Raw genomic sequence first — 25364 nt, forward strand, 5'->3', positions numbered from 1 at the left:
TTCATCCATCAGACAGCGAGGGTGGGCACGCTGGGGCTGCGCGATAGTACTGTGCGGGGTCATGCCAGTGGCCAGCGCATTGGACGTGACTATCAGCGCAGAGTACCGGGGTGGCGGATCAGGTCGCTTCGAAAACACAACGCCTCCGGGTGGGGTGTGCAGGTACTGGCCCGCCACGTGCCGAGGGGCCACGACGGTCGACTTGCCGATTACCTTCACGAAAAAAGCGGTACAGGAGGCGGCGGATCCGCGCGACGAGTTCTTCCTGCAGCTTCCCGGGCGGCGTGAGGTGGACGTCTACCACGATGAAACCGGTGAGCCACGGCGAATGGCCTTCGAGTGGACGTTGTTCAGCGTGGTTGCGAAGAGCGCAAGGCTCGATCGCAATCCAACGTATAACCGGATACTCGGAGGATGTGTTTCCGGTGGTGGATCGTCCGGCAGTTGGGGAGACGGCAGGGCGCGGGTGCTTTGGCGTCTAAGTGATTCGCTCACGCCTGGCGCTTGCTGGTCGCGTAGCATCTATGCTCCCGCAGGCACCGTGATGCAGGCTGACGTTGAAGAACTCAGTGTGGGTTTCAACCTGAACATACCGCCACCTTACCGGCTCAAGGCCGGCAAGTACCGGGGCTCGACCACCTTTCGCATCGGCCCGGGTGGTGATTTCGACTTTGGCAACGATGTCAGCAACCTGAGTGGTGACAGCCTCACCATCAATTTCGAACTCGATGTGCAGCACGCCTTCATGTTCGAGTTTCCGCCTGGTTCCGACCGGGCTGTGCTGGAGCCCAGGAACGGCTGGCAGGCCTGGTTGGCCGGTGGCAAGGCGCCGCAGCGCATCTATCGCGACCTGCCGTTCAGGGTGTGGTCCACCGGCCCGTTCAAGGTCTATAAGCTTTGCCAGCACGACATGGGCGCGCACTGCGCGATCCGCAGTGACGAAGGGGAACAGGTGGCTGTGGAGGTCGCCATGAGTCTGCCTGCGGGTATCCAGCACCGGGGCCAGGCGGTGGAACGCCTGCAGTTGCCTACTGGCCGCTTCGCGGCGCTTCAGTTCGAGGCGGCCATGCCAACGTTGAATCGACCAGGCCAGTTGCATTTCGAGGTGGGACGCAGTGATGTCCAAGCGATGCTCAAGCACCCTGGCAGTACTTATGCCGGCCAGGTCACCGTGGTCTTCGACGCCGAGCTTTAACCGGCTGAGGTAGCGCACGAGGTAAACGCTATGCACAGAGCACTTGTGGTTGACGACCATCCTTTCATCCGCAGCACCGTCTGTATGCTGCTGCGCCAGCAACGCCTGGAGATAATCGGCCAGGCCGACAATGGCATCGACGCGGTGCGCCTGGCCCGTGAGCATGCGCCGGACCTGGTAATTCTCGATATCGCCATGCCTGGCCTGGATGGGCTGGAAGTGATCGCCCGGATCAAGGCCCTGGGGACGCTCACGCGTATAGTGGTGCTGACCTCGCAACTGGCCGAGTCCTACTCATTGCGCTGCATGCAGGCTGGGGCCGTTGGGTATGTGTCTAAAACCGATGATCTCGATGAACTCGGCAAAGCGGTGCGCGCTGTGCTGTCTGGCTATAGCTACTTTCCCGAAGTGGCGCTCAGCTCGGTCAACCGCCGTGACCTGCAGGCAACCGAGGCACAGTGCATCGCCAGTTTGACCGATCGCGAGTTGATGGTCCTCCAGCACCTGGCGCGTGGCTATAGTAACAAAGCCATCGGCGAGGCCATGTTGTTGAGCAACAAGACCATCAGTACCTACAAGATTCGCCTACTGGAAAAGCTGCGACTCAGCTCGTTGATCGACCTGGCGGATTTCGCCCGTCGCAACGCGCTCATCTGAGCGCTGTAGTCCCGTGTTCCTGCGTGCCTTGCTGATAGGGATACTGGGGGGGCTTGGCTACCTGCCAACTTGCGCGGCCGTGCAATTGCATGCACGCCCCGCCCCGCAGACACCACCGCCGGTTCTGGATCACGAGGAACTGCGTTGGCTGTGGGAGCACCGCGTGTTACGCCTGGGCGTGATCGCCCGTGACAACCCACCGTTCGACATGCTTACCACGGGGCAGGCCTACGAGGGCATCACCGCCGATTACGTCGGGCTGCTGGCGAGTCAACTGCGCCTCGAAGTGCAGTTGCAGGTGTTTGCATCGTTCGCCGAGACGGCAGCTGCCCTGCGCCAAGGCCGTATCGACCTGCTCGGGTCCGTCAGCCCGCAGCAGGCGCTCGAGGCAGGTCTGCATCTGTCTGCGCCCTATGCCCAGGATCGCCCCTTGCTGATCGCCCCGCAGGAGCATGCGCGGGAACGGGGCCGCAGCGGCGCCAGCTTCAGGTTGGCGCTGGTCGACGGATATCGTCCGCGCCAACAGGTACAGGCGTTATACCCCTTGGCCGAAATCCAGCTTCATCCCTCGCCGTTCAGCGCCTTGGCGGCACTCGCGCTGGGTGACGCCGACCTTTATCTGGGCAGCACGCTCGGAAGCCGTTATCTCCTGGGCCGCAACCAATGGAACGGTGCCGAGGAAATTGGCCATGCGGCCCTGACCAGCCAAGCTGTCGGTTTTGCCATGGCCCGCGACAACAAGGCGTTGATCGGCCTGGTTGATCGAGTATTGGACGGCCTTGGCGATCAACATGCGGATATTCACGAGCGTTGGCATGCCCGACCTGCTGCCGTGCACAGGTCGCCAGGCATCCCGCTGAGCGATGTCGAGCGGCACTGGCTGGCCGAAAACCCACGCATCAAGGTGCTGGTGAATGAACAGGCAATGCCGCTGAGCTATCGCGATGGTAAAGGCCAACTGCAAGGGTTGAGCTTCGATCTGTTGCAATTGCTTGGCCGGCGAACGGGCTTGGAGTTTGACGTCGAGGCAGGTGGCACTACGGCACAGATGGTCGAGCAGGTACGCATGGGAAAGGCACAATTGATCGCGGGCCTGCCCTACAGCCCGGCGCGTGGAGAGCGCCTGCGATTCACTCGTGGCTTTCTGAGTTCTGCGTATGTGCTGGTGATGCAGGGGCACGCCGAGCGGCCAGGTAATCTCGCCCAGCTGAACGGGCGGCGGCTGGCACTGGAGGAAGGCAGCGTGGCACAGGCGTTGCTGGCCCAGGCATATCCGAGGGTCGTGCAGTCACCGGTCAATGGTGCGTTGGAGGCGGTGCACGCGGTGGCCGCCGGGAGAGTCGCGGCAGCCGTGCTGCCACTCGTCCAGGCCCGGTTACTGGTTGCTCGCTGGTACCCGGGGCGGCTGCGGATCAGCAGCCTGGCCTTGCCAGCGGAGCATTTCGCGTTCGCCAGCAGTCCGGGTGCGGTTCATCTCCAGAGCATCCTCGACAAGGCATTGCTCGATCTGGCACCACGCGAAATCGATGTGCTGGTCCGGCGCTGGCGCAGTCCGCTGATCGTTGCCGCCAGTGCCTGGCAGCGGTACCGGACTCCGCTGCTGCTGGGATTTCTCGCTGCTTTTGCCGCACTGCTGGTAGCGCTGCTGTGGATCCGCTACCTACGCCGTCTGCAGGTGCAGCTGCGGCGGGCCAAGCAAGGGGCCGAGGCAGCAAGCCATGCCAAGACTCATTTCCTGGCAGCCATGAGCCATGAGATCCGCACGCCGTTGCATGCCCTTTTGGGCATGCTGGAGCTCGCCCAACGCAAGGCCGGACGGGGCGTGCTCGATCACTTGGCCATCGAGGTGGCCGCTGACGCTGCCCGGGGACTGCAGGAACTGATCGGCGATATCCTCGATGTCACCCGTATCGAGGCGGGCGAGTTACAGTTGACGCCAGCGGTGGCATGCCTGCGCGAACAGGTGTCGCAGGTTATCCAGTTGTTCGATCATCAGGCTCGTGTCAAGGGATTGCGGCTCGATCTCACCGTTGAGGGCGAAGTTGACCGCCCGGTATTGCTTGACCCGGTGCGCTTGCGGCAGGTATTGGCAAATCTGTTGAGCAATGCGATCAAGTTCACCCAGCAGGGGCGGGTACAGGTGAGCGTCTGTGCTCAGTCCCGCAGCGATTGCCTGGTGGTACGCCTGATCGTCGAGGACACCGGTATCGGCATTGCCAAGGCCGAATTGGCCGAGCTGGGCCAGCCCTTTCGCCAAGCCAGCAATCAGTCCCAGTCGCCGCGCAGCAGCACGGGGCTTGGATTGGGCATCTGCCGCAGCTTGTGCCAGATGATGGGCGGCAACTTGCAGTTGAGCAGCGAACTGGGCAAGGGCACCCAGGCGCAAATCCACCTGGAGCTGCCAATTCATCCGCTGGATCCGTCAGAGCCCGTGGTGGCACCACGCAGTGATGTCCCGTCGAATGCAGTACCGCTGCGCGTGCTGGTGGCGGACGACTATCCGGCCAATCGATTGCTGTTGGCCCAGCAACTTGATTACCTGGGGCATCACGCCCGGGTTGCCGAGGATGGAGCGCAGGCCCTACGGCTGTGGTTGAGCGAGCACTTCGATGTCGTCATCAGCGATTGCAGCATGCCGCGCCTCGACGGCTATGGTCTGGCCAGGGCGATTCGTCTGCATGAGCGTCGCAATGGAGGGACGGCGTGTCGACTAGTCGGGCTCACCGCCAGCGCGCTGGCGGACGAACGCCGACGCTGCCTAGCGGCAGGCATGGATGATTGCCTATTCAAACCCCTCGGTTTGCAGGCGCTGATCGGTGCCCTGGGCGGCAGTGTTGCGCAGCAGGGCAAATGTCTGGGGGCTGAGGGCGCGCGCACGTCGATATTCGATTTCGATCATCTACGACAGTTGGCGGACAATGATCAGGGCGCACTGGAAGCGTTGCTTGCCGATCTGCGTCGCAGCAATCGTGATGATCTCACCCGCCTGGCAGATTCAGGCGACAATCCAAAGGCTCTGGCTGCCTTGGCGCACCGGGTCAAGGGCGGCGCACGCATCTTGCGCGCTGGCGATCTGATCAATGCCTGCGAGCGCCTGGAGGGCAGTTGCGCCAGCGCCCCCTTGGATCTTGAACGACTTCGCCGTGATGCTCAGGCCTTGCATGCGGTGATGCAAGACCTGGAGCACTATCTGGGCAGCCGGACTCAAGGCTGAGCGTCATGCCAGGCCAGGTTCATATCCTGCCCAGCAACAAGAGGATCAACAAGACCACCAGTACCACCCCGATTATGCCGGACGGGCCGTAACCCCATGCGCGGGAGTGAGGGAAGACCGGTAAGCCGCCGATCAGCAGTAAGATCAGGATGATAATGAGGATGGTGGTCATGGCGAAGTCCTTGCGTTATGGAAGGGCTGGGGCATAGCGGTAGCCGCTTAATGTTTCCGACTGGTGCCCTTGTATAAAAATTCAATCCACCTGCCTGACGATTGAATGGCCTGCCGCCCAATGGCGCCGTATTCAGCAGTTTGATGCCGTACCGGCAGCCGTGGTGTTGTGGCTAGACTCCAGCCATTCCCACTGTTCAAGGCGCTCCACCATGCACAACCGAATGATGATCACTGGCGCCGCCTCCGGCCTTGGCCGCGAGATTGCCCTGCGCTGGGCTCGCGAGGGCTGGCAGCTGGCTCTGGCAGACGTCAATGAGGCGGGCTTGCGCGATACCCTGGCCTTGGTGCGCCAAGCCGGTGGTGACGGCTTCTCCCAGCGCTGCGACGTGCGCGATTACAGCCAGCTCACCGCCCTGGCCCAGGCCTGCGAGGAAAAGCTCGGCGGCATCGACGTGATCGTCAACAATGCCGGGGTTGCGTCGGGTGGATTCTTCGCCGATTTGTCCCTGGAGGACTGGGACTGGCAGATCGCGGTCAACCTGATGGGCGTGGTCAAGGGCTGCAAGGCGTTCCTGCCGCTGCTCGAGCGCAGCCGTGGGCGGATCATCAACATTGCCTCCATGGCCGCCCTGATGCAGGGGCCGGGCATGAGCAACTACAACGTGGCCAAGGCTGGGGTGCTGGCCTTGTCCGAGAGCCTGCTGGTGGAGTTGCGCCAGGTCGAGGTGGCGGTGCATGTGGTGTGCCCGTCGTTCTTCCAGACCAACCTGCTCGACTCGTTCCGCGGACCAGATCCGGCGATGAAGGCGCAGGTGGGCAAACTGCTGGAAGGTTCGTCGATCAATGCTGCGGATATCGCCGAACATATCCACCAGCGGGTCGCCGCTGGCGAGTTCCTGATCCTGCCCCATGAGGCCGGGCGCCACGCCTGGCAGCTCAAGTGCCAGGCGCCTCAGCGGCTTTACGACGAAATGGCGGACATGGCGGTAAAAATGCGGGCGAAGGCGCGCAAAACCGCGCATTGAGAGAGATTTCTGTAGGTTTTTTTACCTTTGCCAGTAGGTTGCGTCTATTTGTCCTGAGAAGGATTGAGTAGGCCAAAGCTGGCGGGGCAGTCTCCGATTTTCCCTTGAGCTGGAGGATCGGAACATGCTGGTAATTGGACGAGAAGTGGGCGAAGTCATCGTCATTTCCGAAAACATCAAGATCCAGGTGATGTCCGTCGAGAACGGCCAGGTCCGCTTCGGTATCTGCGCGCCGCGGGACGTGGAGGTGCACAGGACCGAGGTGTACAAGCGCATCAAGGCACTTGAGCTCGAGAAGCAGCAGGCTTGAGGGCCCGCTACTCGAACAGCTCACGCGCAACTTCATGCTTGGCCAGCAACTGGCACTGCTGGCTGTCCATGTCGAACAGGATGAAGGCCTGACCTTTGGCCAAGGCCTGGCGTACCCGCAACACGCGGGTTTCCAGCGGCGTGTCGTCGCCGTTGTCGGTACCGTCGCGGGTGACGAAGTCCTCGATCAGGCGGGTCAGTGTTTCGGCTTCAAGTTGCTCGTAGGGGATCAGCATGGTCTGGGCGGTGGTTGTGGGAATGGAGGCATGCTACGTGAATTTGGGGGCCTGGTGCGCCCCATTCCCGCTCGATCACCCTTTGTTGCCCACCAGACTGTCCACCGCCGGCACCCGGGTGTCGCTTTCCATCTGCGTGTCGTGTTCCAGTTGGTGGCTGAAGCGCTCCAGTGAGGCATTGGCCGGTTGCGAGTCGCTGGCGAATACCGGCGGGCTGAGCAGGTAGGCACCGAGCAGACGGCTCAGCGCCGCCAGGCTGTCGATATGGGTGCGCTCGTAGCCATGGGTGGCATCGCAGCCGAAGGCCACCAGGGCGGTGCGGATATCGTGCCCGGCGGTCACCGCCGAGTGGGCGTCGCTGAAGTAGTAGCGGAACAGGTCACGGCGTACCGGCAGGTCCTGATCGCCGGCCAGCTTGAGCAGGTGACGCGACAGGTGATAGTCGTAGGGCCCGGAGGAATCCTGCATGGCCACGCTCACCGCGTGTTCGCTGGACGCCTGCCCCGGCGCCACCGGGGCGATGTCGATGCCGACGAACTCGCTGACGTCCCAGGGCAGGGCAGCGGCGGCGCCGGAGCCGGTCTCCTCGGTGATGGTAAACAAGGGATGGCAGTCGATCAGGGGCTGGCGGCCGCTTTCCACCACGGCCTTGAGCGCCGCCAGCAAGGCCGCCACGCCGGCCTTGTCGTCCAGGTGGCGGGCGCTGATATGGCCGCTTTCGGTGAACTCCGGCAACGGGTCGAAGGCCACGCAGTCACCGATGGCGATCCCCAGCGCCTCGCAGTCGGCGCGGGTAGCGCAGTAGGCGTCCAGGCGCACCTCCACATGTTCCCAGCTGATCGGCATCTGGTCGATGGCTGTGTTGAACGCGTGCCCGCTGGCCATCAGCGGCAGCACGCTGCCGCGGTAGACGCCGGTGTCGGTGAACACGCTGACCCGGCTGCCCTCGGCAAAGCGGCTCGACCAGCACCCCACCGGCGCCAGCGCCAGGCGACCGTTGTCCTGCAACTGGCGCACGCTGGCGCCGATGGTGTCCAGGTGCGCCGAGACGGCGCGGTCGGGCGAGCTCTGGCGGCCCTTGAGGGTGGCGCGGATGGTGCCGCGACGGGTCAGCTCGAAGGGGATGCCCAGTTCGTCCAGGCGCTCGGCGACATAGCGCACGATGGTATCGGTGAAGCCGGTGGGGCTGGGGATGGCGAGCATCTCCAGCAGTACACGTTTGAGGTAGTCGAGATCGGGTTCGGGAAGTCGTTCGGACATGTCCAGGTCTCCGGTCGGGGTGAAATTTTCAAACTGTGGGCAAGGTCTTGTGGGAGCGGCCTTGGGTCGCGAAAGGGGGGGGCGAAGCGCCCCCGGGATGTCAGCTTCGCTGCATCTATTGCCGGGCCCGCTTTGCGGGCCTTTCGCGACACAAGGCCGCTCCCACAAAGATCCGAGGAGCTGTCAGGCCAAGGGGCGGCTGTGGGGAAACAACAAGTCGACAAAGCGCTCGGCCGTAGGCTGCGGTTCATGATTGGCCAATCCCGCACGCTCGTTGGCCTCGATGATCACGTAGTCCGGGTGCTCGGCATCGCGGACCATCAAATCCAGGCCCACCACCGGGATTTCCAGGGCGCGGGCGGCACGTACGGCGGCATCGGCCAGCACCGGGTGCAGGCGCGCGGTGACATCCTCCAGGTTGCCGCCGGTGTGCAGATTGGCGGTACGGCGCACGGCCAGCCGTTGCCCGGCGGGCAGGATGTCGTCGTAGCCCAGCCCCGCGTCCTTGAGCGTGCGCGCGGTCTCTTCGTCCAGTGGAATGCGGCTTTCGCCACCGGTGGCCACCTGGCGGCGTCTGCTCTGGGCCTCGATCAGGGCACGCAGGCTGTGCCTGCCGTCGCCGATCACCTGGGCCGGATGGCGGATTGCTGCCGCCACCACCTCGTAGCCGATCACCACGATGCGCAGGTCGACGCCTGCATGGAAGCTCTCCAGCAGCACGCGGCTGTCGAAGGCGCGGGCTTGCTCCACGGCATGGCTCAGCGCTTCGAGGGTGGTGATATTGACCGCCACTCCCTGACCCTGTTCGCCATCCACCGGCTTGACCACTACCGCGCCATGCTCGTCGAGGAACGCATGGTTGTCATCGACGCTCCCCGCCAGTTGCTGCGCCGGTACCTGCAGGCCAGCGTTGTGCAAGGCCTGGCGGGTCAGGCGCTTGTCCTGGCAGAGGGTCATGGTGACGGCGCTGGTCAGGTCACTCAACGATTCGCGACAGCGGATGCGCCGTCCGCCCAGGCTCAGGGTGAACAGCCCGGCATCGGCATCATCGACCTGAACTTCGATGCCTCGGCGCAATGCCTCGTCGACGATGATCCGTGCATAGGGGTTGAGGCCGGCCTCGGGCCCTGGGCCGAGGAACAACGGCTGGTTGATGCCGTTCTTGCGCTTGATGGCGAAGGTCGGCAGGGTGCGGAACCCAAGCTTCTTGTACAGCCGCTTGGCCTGGCGGTTGTCGTGCAGCACCGATAGGTCCAGACAGGCCAGGCCGCGGCTCATGAAGTGTTCGATCAGGTGGCGTACCAACACTTCGCCGACGCCCGGGCGGGTGCAGTGTGGGTCCACCGCCAGGCACCACAGGCTACAGCCGTGTTCGGGGTCGTCGAAGGCCTTGCCGTGGTCCAGGCCCATGACGCTGCCGATTACCGTGTGGCGGTCTTCGTCCTCGGCCAGCCAGTACACCGGGCCGCCGAGGTGGCGCGGGGTCAGCAGCTCGGGATCGACCGGCAGCATGCCGCGGGCCTGGTACAGCGCATTGATTGCCTGCCAGTCCGCCGCACCTTGCGCCCGCCGAATGCGAAAGCCGCGAAACACGCGTTGCGCTGGCCGGTAGTCGCTGAACCACAGGCGCAAGGTGTCCGAAGGATCGAGGAACAGCTGTTGCGGCGCCTGAGCCAGCACCTGCTGCGGCGCGGCGACGTACAGGGCGATATCGCGCTCGCCGGCCTGTTCTTGCAGCAGCGCTTCGGCCAGGCTGAGCGGATCGGGGTAGGTGTGCCCGATCAGCAGCCGCCCCCAGCCACAATGCACGGCCCGTGGCTGGTCATGGGGCTCGCTGCCGTCACCGGCCAGGCGTGCCTGCAGGCGCTCGTAAGACGGCGCCTGACCGCGCAGCAGGCGTTGGCCGTAGGCGATCTCGTGGGCTTTCATTGGTCAGATTCCTTGTTCGCTGAGCCACAGGTTCAAGGCCGCCAGCTGCCACAGCTTGGAGCCGCGCAGCGGGGTAAGCTGGCCGTGGGGGTTGCTCAGCAGGCGGTCGAGCATGGCCGGATCGAACAGCCCGCGATCCTGACTGGGGTCGGTCAGCAGCTCGCGCACCCAGTCCAAGGTGGCGCCTTGCAGATGCTTGAGGCCGGGCACCGGGAAGTAGCCCTTCTTGCGGTCGATCACTTCGTGTGGAATGACTCGGCGCGCCGCCTGCTTGAGCACCTGTTTGCCACCGTCGGGCAGCTTGAAGCGCGCCGGTATGCGCGCCGACAGCTCCACCAGGCGGTAGTCGAGGAACGGCGTGCGCGCTTCCAGGCCCCAAGCCATCGTCATGTTGTCCACCCGCTTAACCGGGTCGTCCACCAGCATCACCGTGCTGTCCAGGCGCAAGGCCTTGTCCACCGCGTCCGGCGCGCCGGGGCGGGCGAAGTGCTCGCGAACGAAGTCGCCGGCCGCGTCGTTGTCCAGGCGCCACGGCGCCTGCACGGTGTCGCGGTATTCGGCGTGGCTGCGGTCGAAGAACGCGTCGCGATAGGCACCGAAGGCGTCCTCGGCACCGTTCACCTGCGGGTACCAGTGGTAGCCGGCGAACAGCTCGTCGGCGCCCTGGCCGCTCTGCACGCCCTTGCAATGCTTGGCCACCTCCCGCGAGAGCAGGTAGAAGGCGATGCAGTCATGGCTGACCATCGGTTCGCTCATGGCGCGGAAGGCCGCTGGCAACTGCTCGATGATCTCGTGCTCGGCGATGCGCAGCTTGTGGTGGCGGGTGTGGTAATGGCTGGCGATCAGGTCGGAATACTGGAACTCGTCGCCGCGCTCGCCGCCGGCGTCCTCGAAACCGATGGAGAAGGTCGACAGGTCGTCCACGCCTGCCTCGCGCAGCAGGCCGACCAGCAGGCTGGAGTCGACGCCGCCGGAGAGCAGCACGCCGACGTCCACTGCGGCGCGCTGGCGGATCGCCACGGCGTCACGGGTGGCATCGAGCACGCGGCTGGTCCAGCCCTCCAGGTCGAGCTCGCGCTCGTCCGGGTTCGGGCCGTAGTGCAGTTGCCACCAGGTCTGGCGCTCGACCTCGCCATGGCGGTCGATACGCATCCAGGTGCCGGGCTCGAGCTTTTGCACATTGGCCAGCAGCGTGCGCGGCGCCGGCACCACGGCGTGGAAGTTCAGGTAGTGGTTCAGTGCCACCGGGTCGATCATCGGGTCGATATCGCCGCCCTTGAGCAGTGCCGGCAAGGTTGAGGCGAAGCGCAGGCGCTCGCCGTTGCGCGACAGGTACAGAGGCTTGACGCCCAGGCGGTCGCGGGCCAGGAACAGGCGCTGACTGTCGCGCTCCCAAATGGCCAGGGCGAACATGCCGTTGAGCTTGGGCAGCAACGCCGCGCCCCAGGCGTGATAGCCCTTGAGCAGCACCTCGGTGTCACCGTCGGACCAGAAGCTGTAGCCCAGGGCCTGCAGCTCCTGGCGCAGTTCCGGGAAGTTGTAGATGGCGCCGTTGAAAGCCAGTGCCAGGCCCAGGGTGTTGTCGACCATGGGCTGGGCCGAGCCGTCGGACAGGTCCATGATCTTCAGGCGCCGGTGGCCGAGGGCGATCGGGCCCTGGCTATGGAAGCCCCAGGCGTCGGGGCCGCGGGGCGCCAGGTGGTGGGTGATGCGCTCCACCGCGGCGAGGTCCGCCGGGCGTGGGGCTTGGTCGATGGGGGTGAAACGTAACTCTCCTGCTAATCCGCACATAAGTCCTTACCGGTTTTGCCGTTGGGGAAGGTGCCCGAAATAAGGGACACTTAGGTAGGGACCGAGGTAGGTTGTGAGAGTTTTAGATCGATCTGTTATATGGGGTGAGTGGTCCCGGGAGCGCAAGGCGCCCCCCTGCGGTAGTGCTACTTGCCGCGAATCAGCCGGCGCAGCGAGAAACGGTTGGGATGACAGGCCTCGGCCACCGCCCTGGGCAGCGGCAAGGGCTCGCCGCTGACCCAGGCGGCGATCAGCTCACCCGACAACGGTGCGGTGATCAATCCCCGCGAGCCATGCCCACTGTTCACATACAGCCCCTCCAGCCACGGGCAGGCCACATCCGGCACCTGTCGTGCATCCTTGGCCAACATGGCGTAGGCCTGGTTGAACGCCTCGACATCGGCCAGCGGCCCGACGATGGGCAGATAGTCCGGGCTGGTGCAGCGGAACGCCGCCCGGCCCTGCAGTTGTGCCGGGTCCAGTTCGGCGGTGCGCAGGCGGGTGGCCACGTCTGCGGAAAGATCATCCAGCAGCGCCAGGTTGTCCCGGTGCTCGGCCACGGTCGGCGCCAAGTCCTCGCTGTGAAAGTCGAAGCTGGCGCCCAAGGTATGTTCATCGCCACGAGATGGCGCCACGTAGCCGTCGGCGCAAACCACCGTGCGCAGCTCCCGGCTTGCCACGGTGGCCGGCAGGCGGGTGATCTGCCCGCGTATGCGCTTGAGCGGCAGCCCGGCGCAGGCCGGGAACTGACGGACATCGGCAGCCCCGGCCAACACCACCAGCGGCGCGCTGGCCAGCAGGCGCTCGCCGTCCCAGGCCTGCCACAGGCCGTCGGTCTTGCGCAGCGCGATGACGTTGGCATGGCCAAGCAGGCGGATGCACGGATGCTCCAGTTGGGCCTGGCACAGCGCCGGTGGGTGTACCCAACCACCTTCGGGGTAGAACAGGCCGCCGCTGGCCAGCGCCACGCCCGCCGCGGCTTCGGCTTGTGCCCGGTCGAGCTGGCGCAGCAGGCTGTTGTCGAAGGCACTTGCCAGCTTGGCCTGACGTTCGCCTTCCTTGTCGTCAAAGGCCAGTTGCAGCACGCCGCAGGCGTCCCAGTCCTGGCCGCGTTGCAGGTGCTCGAGCCAGCGACGGGTGTAGCCGAAGCCGGAAAGGATCATCTGCGACAGGGCGGTGCCGTGGGCGGACAGTTTGAGGTACAGCACGCCCTGGGGGTTGCCCGAGGCCTCCTGGGCCGGCCCGTCGTGGCGCTCCAACACGCAGACTTGCCAACCCCGGGCCGCCAGGCTGCGCGCGGTGGCACTGCCCGCTAGGCCGGCACCGATCACCAGCGCCTCGCGTGGCCCCGGCAAGGGTGCTGGGCGTGCGTACCAGGGCGCCGCAGGGGCGGCGGGCGCGCCGCTGTAGACGCCATGCATTACCTCCCACTTCTTGCCGATACCGGGCACCTTCTTCATGGTGAACCCGGCCTCGATCAGCGAGCGGCGCACCCAGCCGGTGGTGGTGAAGGTGCCGAGGGTGGTGCCGGGGTATGACAGGCGCGCCAGCTGGGCGAACAGCTCGGGCGTCCACATGTCGGGGTTCTTCGCCGGGGCAAAGCCGTCCAGGAACCAGGCGTCGATGCGCGCGTCCAGTTGTGGCAGTTGCTCCAGCGCATCGCCGATCATCAGCGTCAGGGTGACGCGGCCGTCATCGAGGCTCAGTTGCTGGAAACCCGGATGGATCGCCACGTACTGATCGAGCAGGGGCCGGGTGAAGGCCGCCAGTGTCGGCCACAACTGCATGGCGCGCTCCAGGTCGGCGCGGCTCAGGGGGTATTTTTCCACGCTGACGAAGTGCAGGCGCGCCTCGGCGTGAGCCAGCTCTGCGAACAACTGCCAGGCGCAGAAGAAGTTCATGCCGGTGCCGAAGCCCGTTTCCCCGATCACCAGGCAGTCCCGCGGCGCCAGCTCGGCAAAGCGCTGGCGCAGGTGGTTCTGCTCGATGAACACGTGCAGGGTCTCGTCGATGCCTTCGTTGATGGCGAAATAGACATCGTCGTATTGCCGAGAGTGGGGGCGGCCCTGGTCGTCCCAGTCGATCTGGGCGTGCTGGGGGAGGGTGGTATCGGACATGGTCGGCTCGGTTGCAGCGGATGACGGATTTTAAGCGATTCGCGTGGCGAGTGTCGGCCCTATCGCAAGGCGCGACAGAATCGATACGCATGGCGCAAATCCGCTAATCTTGCTTATCCATTGAAGGAGCCCTCCATGTTCGAATCCGCCGAAATCGGTCACAGCATCGACAAGGACACCTACGAAGCGGAAGTCCCCGCCCTGCGCGAGGCGCTGCTCGAAGCCCAGTATGATCTCAAGCAGCAGGCACGCTTCCCGGTGATCGTGCTGATCAACGGCATCGAGGGCGCCGGCAAGGGCGAGACGGTCAAGCTGCTCAACGAGTGGATGGACCCGCGGCTGATCGAAGTGCGCACCTTCGACCAGCAGACCGACGAGGAACTGGCCCGGCCACCGGCCTGGCGCTATTGGCGGGCGCTGCCACCGAAGGGGCGGATGGGCGTGTTCTTCGGCAACTGGTACAGCCAGATGCTCGAGGGCCGCGTGCATGGCCAGTTCAAGGATGCCGTGCTCGACCAGGCCATCGCCGGGGCCGAGCGCCTGGAGCAGATGCTCTGCGACGAAGGCGCGCTGATCATCAAGTTCTGGTTCCATCTGTCCAAGAAACAGATGAAAGCCCGGCTCAAGGCGCTCAAGGATGACCCGTTGCACAACTGGCGCATCAGTCCGCTGGACTGGCAGCAGTCGGAAACCTACGACCGCTTCGTGCGTTTCGGCGAGCGGGTGCTGCGCCGCACCAGCCGCGATTACGCGCCCTGGCATGTGGTCGAGGGCGTCGACCCGCATTACCGCAGCCTGGCAGTGGGGCGCATCCTGCTGGAGAGCCTGCAGGCGGCCCTGGCCAACAACCCCAAAGGCAAGCATCAGGGCAACGTCGCGCCGCTGGGGCGCAGCATCGACCAGAAGAGCCTGCTCGGCGCCCTGGACATGACCCTGCGCCTGGACAAGCACGACTACCAGGAACAGCTGGTCACCGAACAGGCGCGCCTGGCCGGCCTGCTGCGCGACAAGCGCATGCGCCGCCACGCCCTGGTGGCGGTGTTCGAAGGCAATGACGCGGCCGGCAAGGGCGGGGCGATCCGCCGCGTGGCGGCGGCGCTGGACCCGCGCCAGTACCGCATCGTGCCGATTGCCGCGCCCACCGAGGAAGAGCGTGCCCAGCCTTACCTGTGGCGGTTCTGGCGGCACATCCCGGCACGGGGCAAGTTCACCATCTTCGACCGCTCCTGGTATGGCCGGGTGCTGGTGGAGCGGGTCGAGGGTTTCTGCAGCCCGGCGGACTGGATGCGTGCCTATGGCGAGATCAACGACTTCGAGGAGCAACTGAGCAACGCTGGGGTGGTGGTGGTCAAGTTCTGGCTGGCCATCGACCAGCAGACCCAGCTGGAGCGTTTCGAGGAGCGCGAGCAGATTCCGTTCAAGCGCTACAAGATCACCGAGGAAGACTGGCGCAACCGCGACAAGTGGGACGTCTATTCCGAGGCGGTGGGCGACATGGTCGACCGCACCAGCACCGAGATCGCGCCGTGGACCCTGGTGGAGGCCAATGACAAGCGCTGGGCGCGGGTGAAGGTGCTGCGCACGATCAATCAGGCGTTGGAGGCGGCGTTCGCCAAGGACAAGAAGTAGGCGGATCGTGCAGGGGGGGCTTGGCTTTTAGCGGGGCAAGCCTGCTCCACGATAGCCCGCCCGGGCATTGAGCATGCGTCCAGGGAATGACCTGATGAAATCTTTTCCCGCCACATCCTCCCCGGCAAGCCTTTAGACTGCACCTTCCCCCACCAAGGTCCGACTCGAGGACACCATGCACATTTCTTCCGGACGCTGGGTCCAGGGCCTTCTGTTGGCGCTGTTGACGGCGTTTCTCTGGGGCATCCTGCCGATCAAGCTCAAGCAGGTGCTGCAGGTGATGGACCCGGTAACCGTCACCTGGTACCGCCTGAGTGTTTCCGGCGGCCTGTTGTTCGCCTGGCTGACGGCTAATCGGAGGTTGCCATCGTTCAGCCGCCTCGGAATCAAGGGTAAGGGCCTGGTGGCCGTCGCGGTGGCCGGACTGGTCGGCAACTATGTGCTGTACCTGGTCGGCCTGAACCTGCTTAGCCCCGGCACCGCGCAACTGGTGGTCCAGCTGGGACCGGTGCTGTTGCTGGTGGCCAGCGTGTTTGTGTTCAAGGAGCGCTTCAGCCTGGGGCAGGGCCTGGGGCTGCTGGTGTTGCTGGTGGGGTTCGGGTTGTTCTTCAACCAGCGCCTGGAAGAGCTGCTCACTTCGCTTGGCACCTACACCACCGGTGTGCTGACCATCATCCTGGCGACCAGCATCTGGGTGTTCTATGCCCTGAGCCAGAAGCAGCTGCTGACGGTGTGGAATTCGCAGCAGGTGATGATGGTGATCTACCTGTGCTGCGCGCTGCTGCTCACGCCCTGGGTGCATCCGCTGGAGGCGTTGCAGCTCAGTCCGGTGCAGGGTTGGTTGCTGCTGGCCTGCTGCCTGAACACGCTGGTGGCCTATGGCGCGTTCGCCGAGGCGCTGGCGCATTGGGAGGCCTCGCGGGTCAGCGCGACCCTGGCGCTGACACCGCTGGTGACCTTTGTTGCGGTGGCGCTGGCGGCCTGGCTGTGGCCGGATTACGTGCATGCCGAGCAGATCAATGGCCTGGGCTATGTAGGGGCGGTGACGGTGGTGCTGGGGTCGGCGTTGGTGGCCTTGGGGCCGTCGCTGATCGCGGGGTGGAAGGTACGTCGGGTGCGGGTTGATGGATAATTTCATCGCGGGGCAAGCCCGCTCCCACGCTGCGTTTTGTGGCAGGCGTGGGAGCGGGCTTGCCCCGCGATGAGGCCACCGGATCAGCCCTTGCCGCCAGGCGCCAGCATGTTTTCCGGCCTTACCCACTGGTCGAACTGCTCGTTGGTCAGGTACTTCAGTTCCAGCGCCGCCTCGCGCAGGGTCTTGCCCTCGCTGTAGGCCTTCTTGGCGATTTCCGCCGCCTTGTCGTAACCGATATGCGGGTTCAACGCCGTCACCAGCATCAGGCCGCGCTCAAGGTGCGCGGCCATCTGCCCGGCGTCCGGCTCGATACCGGCCACACAGTGCTGCTGGAAGTTGCGACAGCCATCGGCCAGCAGCTCGATCGACTGCAGCAGGTTGTGGATGATCACGGGTTTGAACACGTTCAACTGCAGGTGGCCTTGGCTGGCGGCAAAGCCGATCGCCGCGTCGTTGCCAAGCACCTGGCAGGCCAGCATCGACAAGGCCTCGCACTGGGTCGGGTTGACCTTGCCGGGCATGATCGAACTACCGGGTTCGTTGGCCGGCAGGCGTACTTCGGCAAGCCCGGCGCGCGGGCCCGAACCCAGCAGGCGCAAGTCGTTGGCAATCTTCATCAACGCCACGGCCAAGGTTTTCAGCGCGCCCGCCAGGCTGGTCAGCGGCTCGTGACCGGCGAGGGCGGCGAACTTGTTTGGCGCGGTGACAAACGGCAGCCCTGACAGGGCCGCCAACTCCGCGGCGATGGCTTCGGCGAAACCGTGCGGGGCATTGAGGCCGGTGCCCACCGCGGTGCCGCCCTGGGCCAGTTCGCAGACCGCCGGCAGCGTTGCGCGGATAGCGCGCTGGGCGTAGTCGAGCTGGGCGATAAAGGCCGACACCTCCTGGCCGAAGGTGATCGGCGTGGCGTCCATCATGTGGGTGCGCCCGGTCTTGACCAGGTTCATGTGGCGCGCCGACAGCTCGGCCAGGCCCGCCGACAGTTCGGCGATCGCCGGCAGCAGCTTGTCGTGCACGGCCTGGGCGGCGGCGATGTGCATGGCGGTGGGGAAGCAGTCGTTGGAGCTTTGCGAGCGGTTGACGTGATCGTTCGGGTGCACCGGTACCTTGCCGCCACGGCCCTTGCCGGCCAGTTCGTTGGCGCGCCCGGCGATCACCTCGTTGACGTTCATGTTGCTCTGGGTGCCGCTGCCGGTCTGCCACACCACCAGTGGGAACTGGTCGTCGTGATCGCCGTCGAGCACTTCGTCGGCGGCCTGCTCGATCAGCCGGGCGATGTCGGCGGGCAGGTCGCCGTTGCGGTCATTGACCCGGGCAGCGGCTTTCTTGACCAGCGCCAGGGCGTGCAGCACCGCCAGCGGCATGCGCTCCTTGCCGATGGCGAAGTTGATCAGCGAACGCTGGGTCTGCGCACCCCAGTAGGCGTCCTCTGGAACTTCGACCGGGCCCAGGCTGTCTGTCTCGATACGGCTCATGCTGCGCTCACTCCTTTGTAGTCAGAAATCGCAGTTTAGGCCCTGATTCGTCGCAGCGGTTCAGTCGCTCGTCGTGCCACTTGAGCACTTCGCCACCACGGCGCAGAATGCTCTACTCTGAGGTACCCGCCTCCCTTTCTTGAAGGAAATGCAATGACCCGTCTTCGTGTCCTCTGTGCTGCCGTTGCCCTGGCCTGCGCCAGCGGCCAGGTACTCGCCGCCACCGCGAGCCACAATGCCGCTGCCGAGAAATTCCTGACCCTGGCCAATGCCGACAAGCTGGGCACCCCGGTGTACATGCAGGTCCAGCAGATGTTCGCCCAGCGTTTCGAACAGACCAAGGCGCCGGCTGCCAAGAAAACGGTGCTCGACAGCTACCAGGCCAAGGCCAACGCCGCCCTGGACAACGCCATCGGCTGGAAGAAGCTCAAGCCGAAGATGGTCGACCTGTACACCGCGACCTTCACCGAGGCCGAGCTGAACGACCTGGTCAAGTTCTACGAGTCGCCGCTGGGCAAGAAAGTCCTGCGCGAGATGCCCAAGGTCACCCAGCAGTCGGCCCAGTTGACCCAGCAGAGCCTGGAGCCGGCGGTGCCGGTGGTCAACAAGCTGCTCGACGACATGACCAAGGAACTCGACCCGAGCGCTGGCAAGGCAGCCGCTCCGGCTAAGAAGTGAGCCTGACGCGATGAACATGCAGCAACGCATCGAGCAGCAGCTGGCGCCGCTGGGCACAGACCACCTCGAAGTGCGCAACGAAAGCCACATGCACAGCCGTGGCCAGGAAACGCACTATAAGGCGGTGCTGGTCAGCGAGCAGTTCGCCGGGCTGAACAGCGTCAAGCGCCACCAGAAGGTCTACGCCACCATGGGTGATCTGATGGGCGAGATCCACGCCCTGGCGATCCACACCTATACGCCCGAGGAGTGGGCGGCGGTCGGCGTGGCGCCTGCCTCGCCGGTGTGCGCCGGCGGTGGGCACTGAATCCTTTCCGTCGTTCTGGTACAATCTCGCAAAATCCGGGGGCCGCTTTGCGGCCCTTTCGCGATACAAGGCCGCTCACACAGGAATACGCATCCCCCTGTGGAAGCGGCCTTGTGTCGCGAAAGGGGCGTAAGGCGCCCCTATGCTTTTTCATGTCAAACCCGGTCCGCCCCTTACGAGGGCAACCACCAGGAGTTTCAGATTCATGACCCAACCGATCGTCGTGGCGGCGCTGTACAAGTTCGTCACCCTGGAAGACTACGTCGAACTGCGTGAGCCGCTGCTCAAGGCCATGGTCGACAACGGCGTCAAAGGCACCCTGCTGCTGGCCAACGAAGGCATCAACGGCACCGTCTCGGCCACCCGTGAAGGCATCGACGCGCTGCTGGCCTGGCTGCGCAGCGACCCACGCCTGGTGGATGTCGACCATAAAGAGTCGTACTGCGACGAGCAGCCGTTCTATCGCACCAAGGTCAAGCTCAAGAAAGAGATCGTCACCCTCGGCGTGCCGGGCGTGGACCCGAACAAGGCGGTCGGCACCTACGTCGATCCGAAAGACTGGAACGCGCTGATCAGCGACCCTGAAGTGCTGCTGATCGACACCCGCAACGACTACGAAGTGGCCATCGGCACCTTCAAGGGCGCGATCGACCCGAAGACCGAGACCTTCCGCGAGTTCCCCGACTACATCAAGGCCAACTTCGACCCGAGCAAGCACAAGAAGGTCGCCATGTTCTGCACCGGTGGCATCCGTTGCGAAAAGGCCTCCAGCTACATGCTCGGTGAGGGCTTCGAAGCCGTCTATCATCTTAAGGGCGGCATCCTGAAATACTTCGAGGAAGTAGCCCAGGAAGAAAGCCTCTGGGACGGCGACTGTTTCGTCTTCGACAACCGGGTCACCGTGCGTCACGACCTGAGCGAGGGCGAGTACGACCAGTGCCATGCCTGCCGCCACCCGATCGACGTGAAGGACCGGGAGTCGGAGCACTATTCGCCAGGCGTGAGCTGCCCGCATTGCTGGGACAGCCTGAGCGAGAAGACCCGGCGCAGCGCCATCGACCGCCAGAAGCAGATTGAACTGGCCAAGGCGCGCAACCAGCCACACCCGATCGGCTACAACTACAAAGCCGAGGCCTGATGCATGTCCGCACGCCTGCTCTATGTGATGGACCCGATGTGCTCCTGGTGCTGGGGTTTTGCCCCGGTGGCCGAGGCGCTGATCGCCCAGGCGCGTGAGGCGGGCGTCGTCACCCGCCTGGTGCCCGGTGGCCTGCGCAGCGGCGGCAGCGCCCTGGATGCCTCGACCCGCAAGTACATCCTCGAGCACTGGCAGGCGGTGCATGACGCCACCGGGCAGCCGTTTCGTTTCGATGGCGCGATGCCTGACGGTTTCGTCTACGACACCGAGCCTGCGTGCCGCGCGCTGGTCGCGGCGCGCGAGCTGGACGATGAGCGGGCCTGGGCGTTGCTCAAGCTGATCCAGCGGTCGTTCTACGAGCAGGGGCTGGATGTCACCCGCGCCCCGCAACTGGTGGAGCTGGCCGAACAGGCCGGTTTCGACCGCGAGGCGTTCTCGCAGCGCTTCACCAGCGCCGATACCCGTGCCGCCACCAGTGCCGACTTCGGCTGGGTGCAGGACCTGGGCATCGCCGGCTTTCCGACGCTGCTGGCCGAGCGCAATGGCCAGCTGGCCCTGCTGACCAACGGCTACCAGTCGCTGGACAGCCTGCAGCCGCTGCTCGGCCGCTGGCTGCAGCAGGCCGCCTGTGCTTGACCTGCCAGGGTCGCCAGACCCTGTGCCAGGGAAGTCCCCCGCTGTGCCCGATCGCCTGAGCTGGGCGGAAATCCGCCGCCTGGCCCTGCGCCACAAGCGAGCCCTGTGGACCGCCAACCTGGTGGCCGTGCTCGCTGCCCTGTGCAGCGTGCCCATCCCCTTGCTGCTGCCGTTGCTGGTGGATGAAGTGCTGCTGGGGCATGGCGACGCCGCACTGAAGTGGATGAACAACTTCCTGCCCGCAGGCTGGCAGGTGGCCGCGGGCTATATTGGCCTGATGCTGTGCGCCACCTTGGGCCTGCGCCTGGCGGCGCTGGCGTTCAACGTGGTCCAGGCCAAACTGTTCGCTGGCCTGGCCAAGGACATCGTCTACCGCCTGCGCATCCGCCTGATCGAGCGGCTCAAGCGTATTTCGCTCAAGGAATACGAAAGCCTGGGCAGCGGTACGGTCACCACCCATCTGGTCACCGACCTGGACACCCTCGACAAGTTCGTCGGCGAAACCCTCAGCCGCTTCCTGGTGGCCGTGCTCACCCTGACCGGCACCGCCGCCATCCTGATCTGGATGCACTGGCAGCTGGCGCTGTTGATCCTTTTGTTCAACCCGCTGGTGATTTACTTCACCGTGCAGTTGGGCAAGCGCGTCAAGCACTTGAAGAAGCTCGAGAACGACAGCACCGCACGCTTCACCCAAGCGCTGACCGAAACCCTCGATGCGATCCAGGAGATCCGCGCCGGCAACCGTCAGGGGTATTTCCTCGGTCGCCTGGGCCTGCGCGCCCGCGAGGTGCGCGACTATGCCGTGGCCTCGCAGTGGAAGAGCGATGCCAGTGGCCGGGCCAGCGGCCTGTTGTTCCAGTTCGGCATCGACATCTTCCGCGCCGCAGCGATGCTCACCGTGCTGTTCTCCGACCTGTCGATCGGCCAGATGCTGGCGGTGTTCAGCTACCTGTGGTTCATGATCGGCCCGGTGGAGCAGTTGCTGAACCTGCAATATGCCTACTACGCCGCTGGTGGCGCGCTCAGTCGCCTCAATGAGCTGCTGGCGCGGGCCGATGAGCCGCAGTACCCGGCGGCCAGCGACCCGTTCGCCGGGCGCGAGACGGTCGGCATCGAGGTGCGCGACCTGCGCTTCGCCTACGCCGACGAGCCGGTGCTGGACCAGCTGAACCTGTCCATCGCCCCGGGTGAGAAGGTCGCTATCGTTGGCGCCAGCGGCGGCGGCAAGAGCACCCTGGTGCAGCTGCTGCTGGGGCTGTACAGCGCCCAGGCCGGGACCATCCGTTTCGGCGGCGCCAGCCTGCAGGAGATCGGCCTGGAGACCCTGCGCGAGCACGTCGCGGTGGTGCTGCAGCACCCGTCGCTGTTCAACGACAGTGTGCGCGCCAACCTGACCATGGGCCGCGATTGCAGTGACGATGCCTGCTGGCAGGCGCTGCGCATCGCCCAGCTGGACGCCACCATCGCCGCGCTGCCCCAGGGCCTGGACAGCATCGTCGGGCGTTCCGGCGTGCGCCTGTCCGGCGGCCAGCGCCAGCGTCTGGCGATCGCTCGCATGGTGCTGGCCGAGCCCAAGGTGGTCATTCTCGACGAAGCCACCTCGGCGCTGGACGCCGCCACCGAGTACAACCTGCACCAGGCCCTGGCGCGGTTCCTCAGCGGTCGCACCACGCTGATCATCGCCCACCGCCTGTCGGCGGTGAAGCAGGCCGACCGCGTGTTGGTGTTCGACGGCGGCCATGTCGCCGAGGACGGCGGCCATCAGCAACTGATCGCCGAGGGCGGCCTGTACGCCAAGCTCTACGGCCATCTGCAGCAGACCTGAAAACAGCCTCAAGGTTCGAGCTGCAAGCGGCAAGTCGCAGTCAGCACACTTTTTCTTGCTGCTTGGCGCTGGTAGCTTGTCGCTCCTTCATGGCAAATGGCCTACGCTGTGCTTGTCTAGGTCGATTCGTGCCTTATCTGCCGCCATGACAGGGACTACATGAAGGTAAATCGGACTCTCGAAGCGCCAAGGCTGCTGGGTATCATCTGGCCTTTCGTCGCCGTTGTGGTTTTCCAGGTGCTGCTGGGCAGTCTGAGCCTTTATGCATTGTCCGCCGTGCGCGCCTACGTGGCAGGCGAGAGTTTGTGGTCCAAGGCGCAGAAGGACGCCATCTATTACCTCAACCTCTACGCCGACGACCGCGATCCGTTGACCTATGCTCGCTACCGCCGGGCCATCCTGGTGCCCCAGGGCGACCATAACCTGCGCCTGGCCCTGGATCGACCCGAGCCGGACCTGGAGGCGGCGCGCCAGGGCGTGCTACAGGGCGGCAACCACCCTGAGGACGTTGCCCGGATCATCTGGTTCTACCGCAACTTCCGTCATATCAGCTATATGGAAACCGCCATCGATTACTGGAACATCGGTGACGACTACCTGCGCCAGCTCGACGTGCTGGCCCAGCAGATGCGTCAAGGTTTCGCCAGCGGTGTTATCGATCCCCACCAGGTGGCCAACTGGAAGGCGCGCATCGTCGCCATCAATGACGGTGTCACCCCCGCCGCCAAGGCGTTCAGCGATGCCTTGGGTGAAGGCTCGCGGATGTTGCTCAAGGTGCTGATGCTCACCAACCTGGCCACCGCGCTGTTCCTGATCGCCATGGCCTGGCGACGTTCGAGCAAGCTGCTGGCCCAGCGCCAGGCGTTCGCCAGTGCACTGCAGGAGGAGAAGGAGCGGGCGCAGATCACCCTGGAATCGATCGGCGATGCGGTGATCACCGCCGATGTCGATGGTTGCATCAGCTATATGAACCCGGCCGCCGAGCAGTTGACCCACTGGCAGGCGGTGCAGGCCCAGGGCCTGCCGCTGACGGCGTTGTTCAGCCTGCTCGACGAGAACGCCGAGGGTGACAGCCTGACGCTGGTCGAGCAGGTGCTCAGCGGCAGCCTCAAGGGCGGCGCCGAGCACGCCCGGCTGATCCAGCGCCTGGACGGCAGCACGGTGTCGGTTAACCTGGTGGGCTCGCCCATCCTCACCGAAGGGCAGGTCAGTGGCGTCGTGGTGGTGTTACACGACATGACCCAGGAGCGCCAGTACATTGCCAATTTGTCCTGGCAGGCCACCCATGACGCCCTGACCGGGCTGGCCAACCGCCGGGAGTTCGAGTATCGCCTGGAGCAGGCGCTCAACGGCCTGGCGCGCCAGGCCGGGCGCCATTCGCTGATGTTCCTCGACCTCGACCAGTTCAAGCTGGTCAACGATACCTGCGGCCATGCCGCTGGTGACGAATTGCTGCGGCATATCTGCGCGGTGCTGCAGTCGGGCCTGCGCGAGGGTGATACCCTCGCGCGCCTGGGTGGCGACGAGTTTGGCGTGCTCCTGGAGAATTGCCCGCCGGAGCAGGCCGAGCGCATTGCCGAACAGTTGCGCCAGTCCGTGCAGAGCCTGCATTTCGTATGGAAGGGGCGCCCCTTCGTAACCACGGTCAGCCTCGGCCTGGTGCACATCGCCCAGGTGCCCAGTACCCTGGAAGCTTCGTTGCGCGCGGCGGACATGGCCTGCTACATGGCCAAGGAGAAAGGACGCAATCGGGTCCAGGTCTATCATGCTGATGACAGTGAGCTGTCCATGCGCTTTGGCGAAATGGCCTGGATCCAGCGATTGCACGTGGCGCTGGAGGAGAACCGTTTCTGCCTCTACGCCCAGGAGATCGCGCCCTTGCATCCCCATGAGGGCCCTGGGCATATCGAGATCCTCCTGCGCCTGCACGACGAAAGCGGGCGCACCATCCTGCCCGACAGCTTCATCCCCGCAGCGGAGCGCTATGGGCTGATGACCGCGCTCGACCGTTGGGTGGTGCGCAGTGTGTTCCAGGTGATCCGCCAGTGCGTGGACGAAGGCCGGGAGGGCCCCCTGGCGATGTGCGCCATCAATTTATCCGGCTCAAGTATCGGCGATGACAAGTTCCTCGAGTACTTGCAACGCCTGTTTGGCGAGTTCGACATCCCGCCTCGACTGATCTGTTTTGAAATTACCGAAACCAGCGCCATCGCCAATCTGGGCAGTGCGATCCGATTCATCAATGAATTGAAAGGACTGGGCTGCAAATTCTCGCTCGACGACTTCTGCGCCGGAATGTCGTCATTCGCCTATTTGAAGCATTTGCCTGTAGACTTCCTGAAGATCGACGGAAGTTTCGTCAAGGACATGCTCGATGACCCGATCAACCGGGCGATGGTCGAAGTGATCAATCACATCGGTCACGTCATGGGCAAGCGGACCATCGCCGAGTTTGTCGAGACACCGCTGATCGAGCAGGCTTTGCAGGAGATCGGCGTTGACTACGCCCAGGGATACCTTATCGAACGCCCGCAGGTCTTCACCTGCGACAGCCTGCAGCGCCAACGGATTGCCGCGAGGCCCCTTCTGCACCGGGCGCCGGGGACCTTTCGCTGAACAACGCCCGGAAATCAC

General features: G+C 64.7%; 20 protein-coding genes. 13 read left to right on the forward strand and 7 right to left on the reverse strand.

What is annotated here, in order from left to right; genetic code table 11:
- The first annotated feature begins 202 nt into the window (after window positions 1-202).
- From AC25M7_RS06665 to AC25M7_RS06675, 3 genes are all read left to right on the forward strand, one after another.
- Window positions 203-1195 carry a hypothetical protein gene (locus AC25M7_RS06665; protein WP_178080953.1) on the forward strand — a complete coding sequence of 331 codons (993 nt, stop codon included), beginning with the start codon at window positions 203-205 and terminating at the stop codon, window positions 1193-1195.
- 30 nt (window positions 1196-1225) lie between these two features.
- Window positions 1226-1852, forward strand: a complete 627-nt coding sequence (locus AC25M7_RS06670) for a response regulator (RefSeq protein WP_486970863.1) — start codon at window positions 1226-1228, stop codon at window positions 1850-1852.
- 163 nt (window positions 1853-2015) lie between these two features.
- The gene (locus AC25M7_RS06675) at window positions 2016-5066 is read left to right on the forward strand and encodes an ATP-binding protein (RefSeq protein WP_486970864.1); all 3051 of its coding nucleotides are present in this window, start codon (window positions 2016-2018) and stop codon (window positions 5064-5066) included.
- A gap of 19 nt (window positions 5067-5085) precedes the next feature.
- On the opposite strand, the gene AC25M7_RS06680 is transcribed toward AC25M7_RS06675, so the two are convergent.
- Entirely contained in the window at window positions 5086-5238 is a 153-nt protein-coding gene (locus AC25M7_RS06680) for a DUF3309 family protein (RefSeq protein WP_023630061.1), read from the reverse strand.
- 211 nt (window positions 5239-5449) lie between these two features.
- Between AC25M7_RS06680 and AC25M7_RS06685 the strand changes: the two genes are divergently transcribed.
- Entirely contained in the window at window positions 5450-6265 is an 816-nt protein-coding gene (locus AC25M7_RS06685; protein WP_486970865.1) for an SDR family oxidoreductase, read from the forward strand.
- Window positions 6266-6389: 124 nt separating this feature from the next.
- A complete protein-coding gene (gene csrA / locus AC25M7_RS06690) occupies window positions 6390-6575 on the forward strand; it encodes a carbon storage regulator CsrA (RefSeq protein ID WP_028690848.1) in 186 nt (61 codons plus the stop codon).
- 7 nt (window positions 6576-6582) lie between these two features.
- Here the strand turns inward: csrA and AC25M7_RS06695 are convergent, their stop codons facing one another.
- The 5 genes from AC25M7_RS06695 to mnmC all read right to left on the reverse strand — a co-directional run bounded on the left by AC25M7_RS06695 (window position 6583) and on the right by mnmC (window position 13907).
- Window positions 6583-6810: a YheU family protein gene (locus AC25M7_RS06695; RefSeq protein WP_028690847.1), complete on the reverse strand. Its 228-nt coding sequence runs from the start codon at window positions 6808-6810 to the stop codon at window positions 6583-6585.
- A 75-nt stretch (window positions 6811-6885) separates the two neighbouring features.
- Window positions 6886-8070 carry an osmoprotectant NAGGN system M42 family peptidase gene (locus AC25M7_RS06700; protein ID WP_028690846.1) on the reverse strand — a complete coding sequence of 395 codons (1185 nt, stop codon included), beginning with the start codon at window positions 8068-8070 and terminating at the stop codon, window positions 6886-6888.
- Window positions 8071-8253: 183 nt separating this feature from the next.
- Complete coding sequence (gene ngg, locus AC25M7_RS06705; RefSeq protein WP_349738228.1) at window positions 8254-9999, reverse strand: N-acetylglutaminylglutamine synthetase; 1746 nt, start codon at window positions 9997-9999, stop codon at window positions 8254-8256.
- A gap of 3 nt (window positions 10000-10002) precedes the next feature.
- Entirely contained in the window at window positions 10003-11790 is a 1788-nt protein-coding gene (locus AC25M7_RS06710) for an N-acetylglutaminylglutamine amidotransferase (protein WP_028690844.1), read from the reverse strand.
- A gap of 146 nt (window positions 11791-11936) precedes the next feature.
- Window positions 11937-13907 carry a bifunctional tRNA (5-methylaminomethyl-2-thiouridine)(34)-methyltransferase MnmC2/FAD-dependent 5-carboxymethylaminomethyl-2-thiouridine(34) oxidoreductase MnmC1 gene (mnmC, locus tag AC25M7_RS06715; RefSeq protein WP_486970866.1) on the reverse strand — a complete coding sequence of 657 codons (1971 nt, stop codon included), beginning with the start codon at window positions 13905-13907 and terminating at the stop codon, window positions 11937-11939.
- A gap of 135 nt (window positions 13908-14042) precedes the next feature.
- On the opposite strand from mnmC, the gene pap reads away from it, so the two are divergent.
- Together pap and AC25M7_RS06725 are read left to right on the forward strand one after the other, a co-directional pair.
- The gene (pap, locus tag AC25M7_RS06720) at window positions 14043-15536 is read left to right on the forward strand and encodes a polyphosphate:AMP phosphotransferase (protein WP_028690842.1); all 1494 of its coding nucleotides are present in this window, start codon (window positions 14043-14045) and stop codon (window positions 15534-15536) included.
- A gap of 175 nt (window positions 15537-15711) precedes the next feature.
- Complete coding sequence (locus tag AC25M7_RS06725; protein WP_486970867.1) at window positions 15712-16668, forward strand: DMT family transporter; 957 nt, start codon at window positions 15712-15714, stop codon at window positions 16666-16668.
- Window positions 16669-16751: 83 nt separating this feature from the next.
- Here the strand turns inward: AC25M7_RS06725 and AC25M7_RS06730 are convergent, their stop codons facing one another.
- Window positions 16752-18146 carry a class II fumarate hydratase gene (locus AC25M7_RS06730; RefSeq protein WP_062361501.1) on the reverse strand — a complete coding sequence of 465 codons (1395 nt, stop codon included), beginning with the start codon at window positions 18144-18146 and terminating at the stop codon, window positions 16752-16754.
- 153 nt (window positions 18147-18299) lie between these two features.
- Between AC25M7_RS06730 and AC25M7_RS06735 the strand changes: the two genes are divergently transcribed.
- The 6 genes from AC25M7_RS06735 (at window position 18300) to AC25M7_RS06760 (ending at window position 25346) form a co-directional block, all read left to right on the forward strand.
- Window positions 18300-18824 (forward strand): DUF2059 domain-containing protein, encoded by a 525-nt coding sequence (locus AC25M7_RS06735; protein ID WP_028690839.1) that lies wholly within the window; start codon window positions 18300-18302, stop codon window positions 18822-18824.
- Between the two features lie 10 nt (window positions 18825-18834).
- Window positions 18835-19131, forward strand: a complete 297-nt coding sequence (locus AC25M7_RS06740; protein ID WP_028690838.1) for a BolA family protein — start codon at window positions 18835-18837, stop codon at window positions 19129-19131.
- A gap of 205 nt (window positions 19132-19336) precedes the next feature.
- Window positions 19337-20269, forward strand: a complete 933-nt coding sequence (trhO, locus tag AC25M7_RS06745) for an oxygen-dependent tRNA uridine(34) hydroxylase TrhO (RefSeq protein ID WP_062361509.1) — start codon at window positions 19337-19339, stop codon at window positions 20267-20269.
- 3 nt (window positions 20270-20272) lie between these two features.
- Window positions 20273-20905 carry a DsbA family protein gene (locus AC25M7_RS06750; protein WP_028690836.1) on the forward strand — a complete coding sequence of 211 codons (633 nt, stop codon included), beginning with the start codon at window positions 20273-20275 and terminating at the stop codon, window positions 20903-20905.
- On the forward strand, window positions 20898-22730 hold the full coding sequence (locus AC25M7_RS06755) for an ABC transporter ATP-binding protein (protein WP_028690835.1): 1833 nt from the start codon (window positions 20898-20900) through the stop codon (window positions 22728-22730). Before AC25M7_RS06750 ends, AC25M7_RS06755 begins: the two co-directional genes overlap by 8 nt.
- 159 nt (window positions 22731-22889) lie before the next feature.
- The gene (locus AC25M7_RS06760; RefSeq protein ID WP_028690834.1) at window positions 22890-25346 is read left to right on the forward strand and encodes an EAL domain-containing protein; all 2457 of its coding nucleotides are present in this window, start codon (window positions 22890-22892) and stop codon (window positions 25344-25346) included.
- Window positions 25347-25364: the final 18 nt, after the last annotated feature.

It is taken from the genome of Pseudomonas sp. P106(2024), from assembly GCF_057480815.1.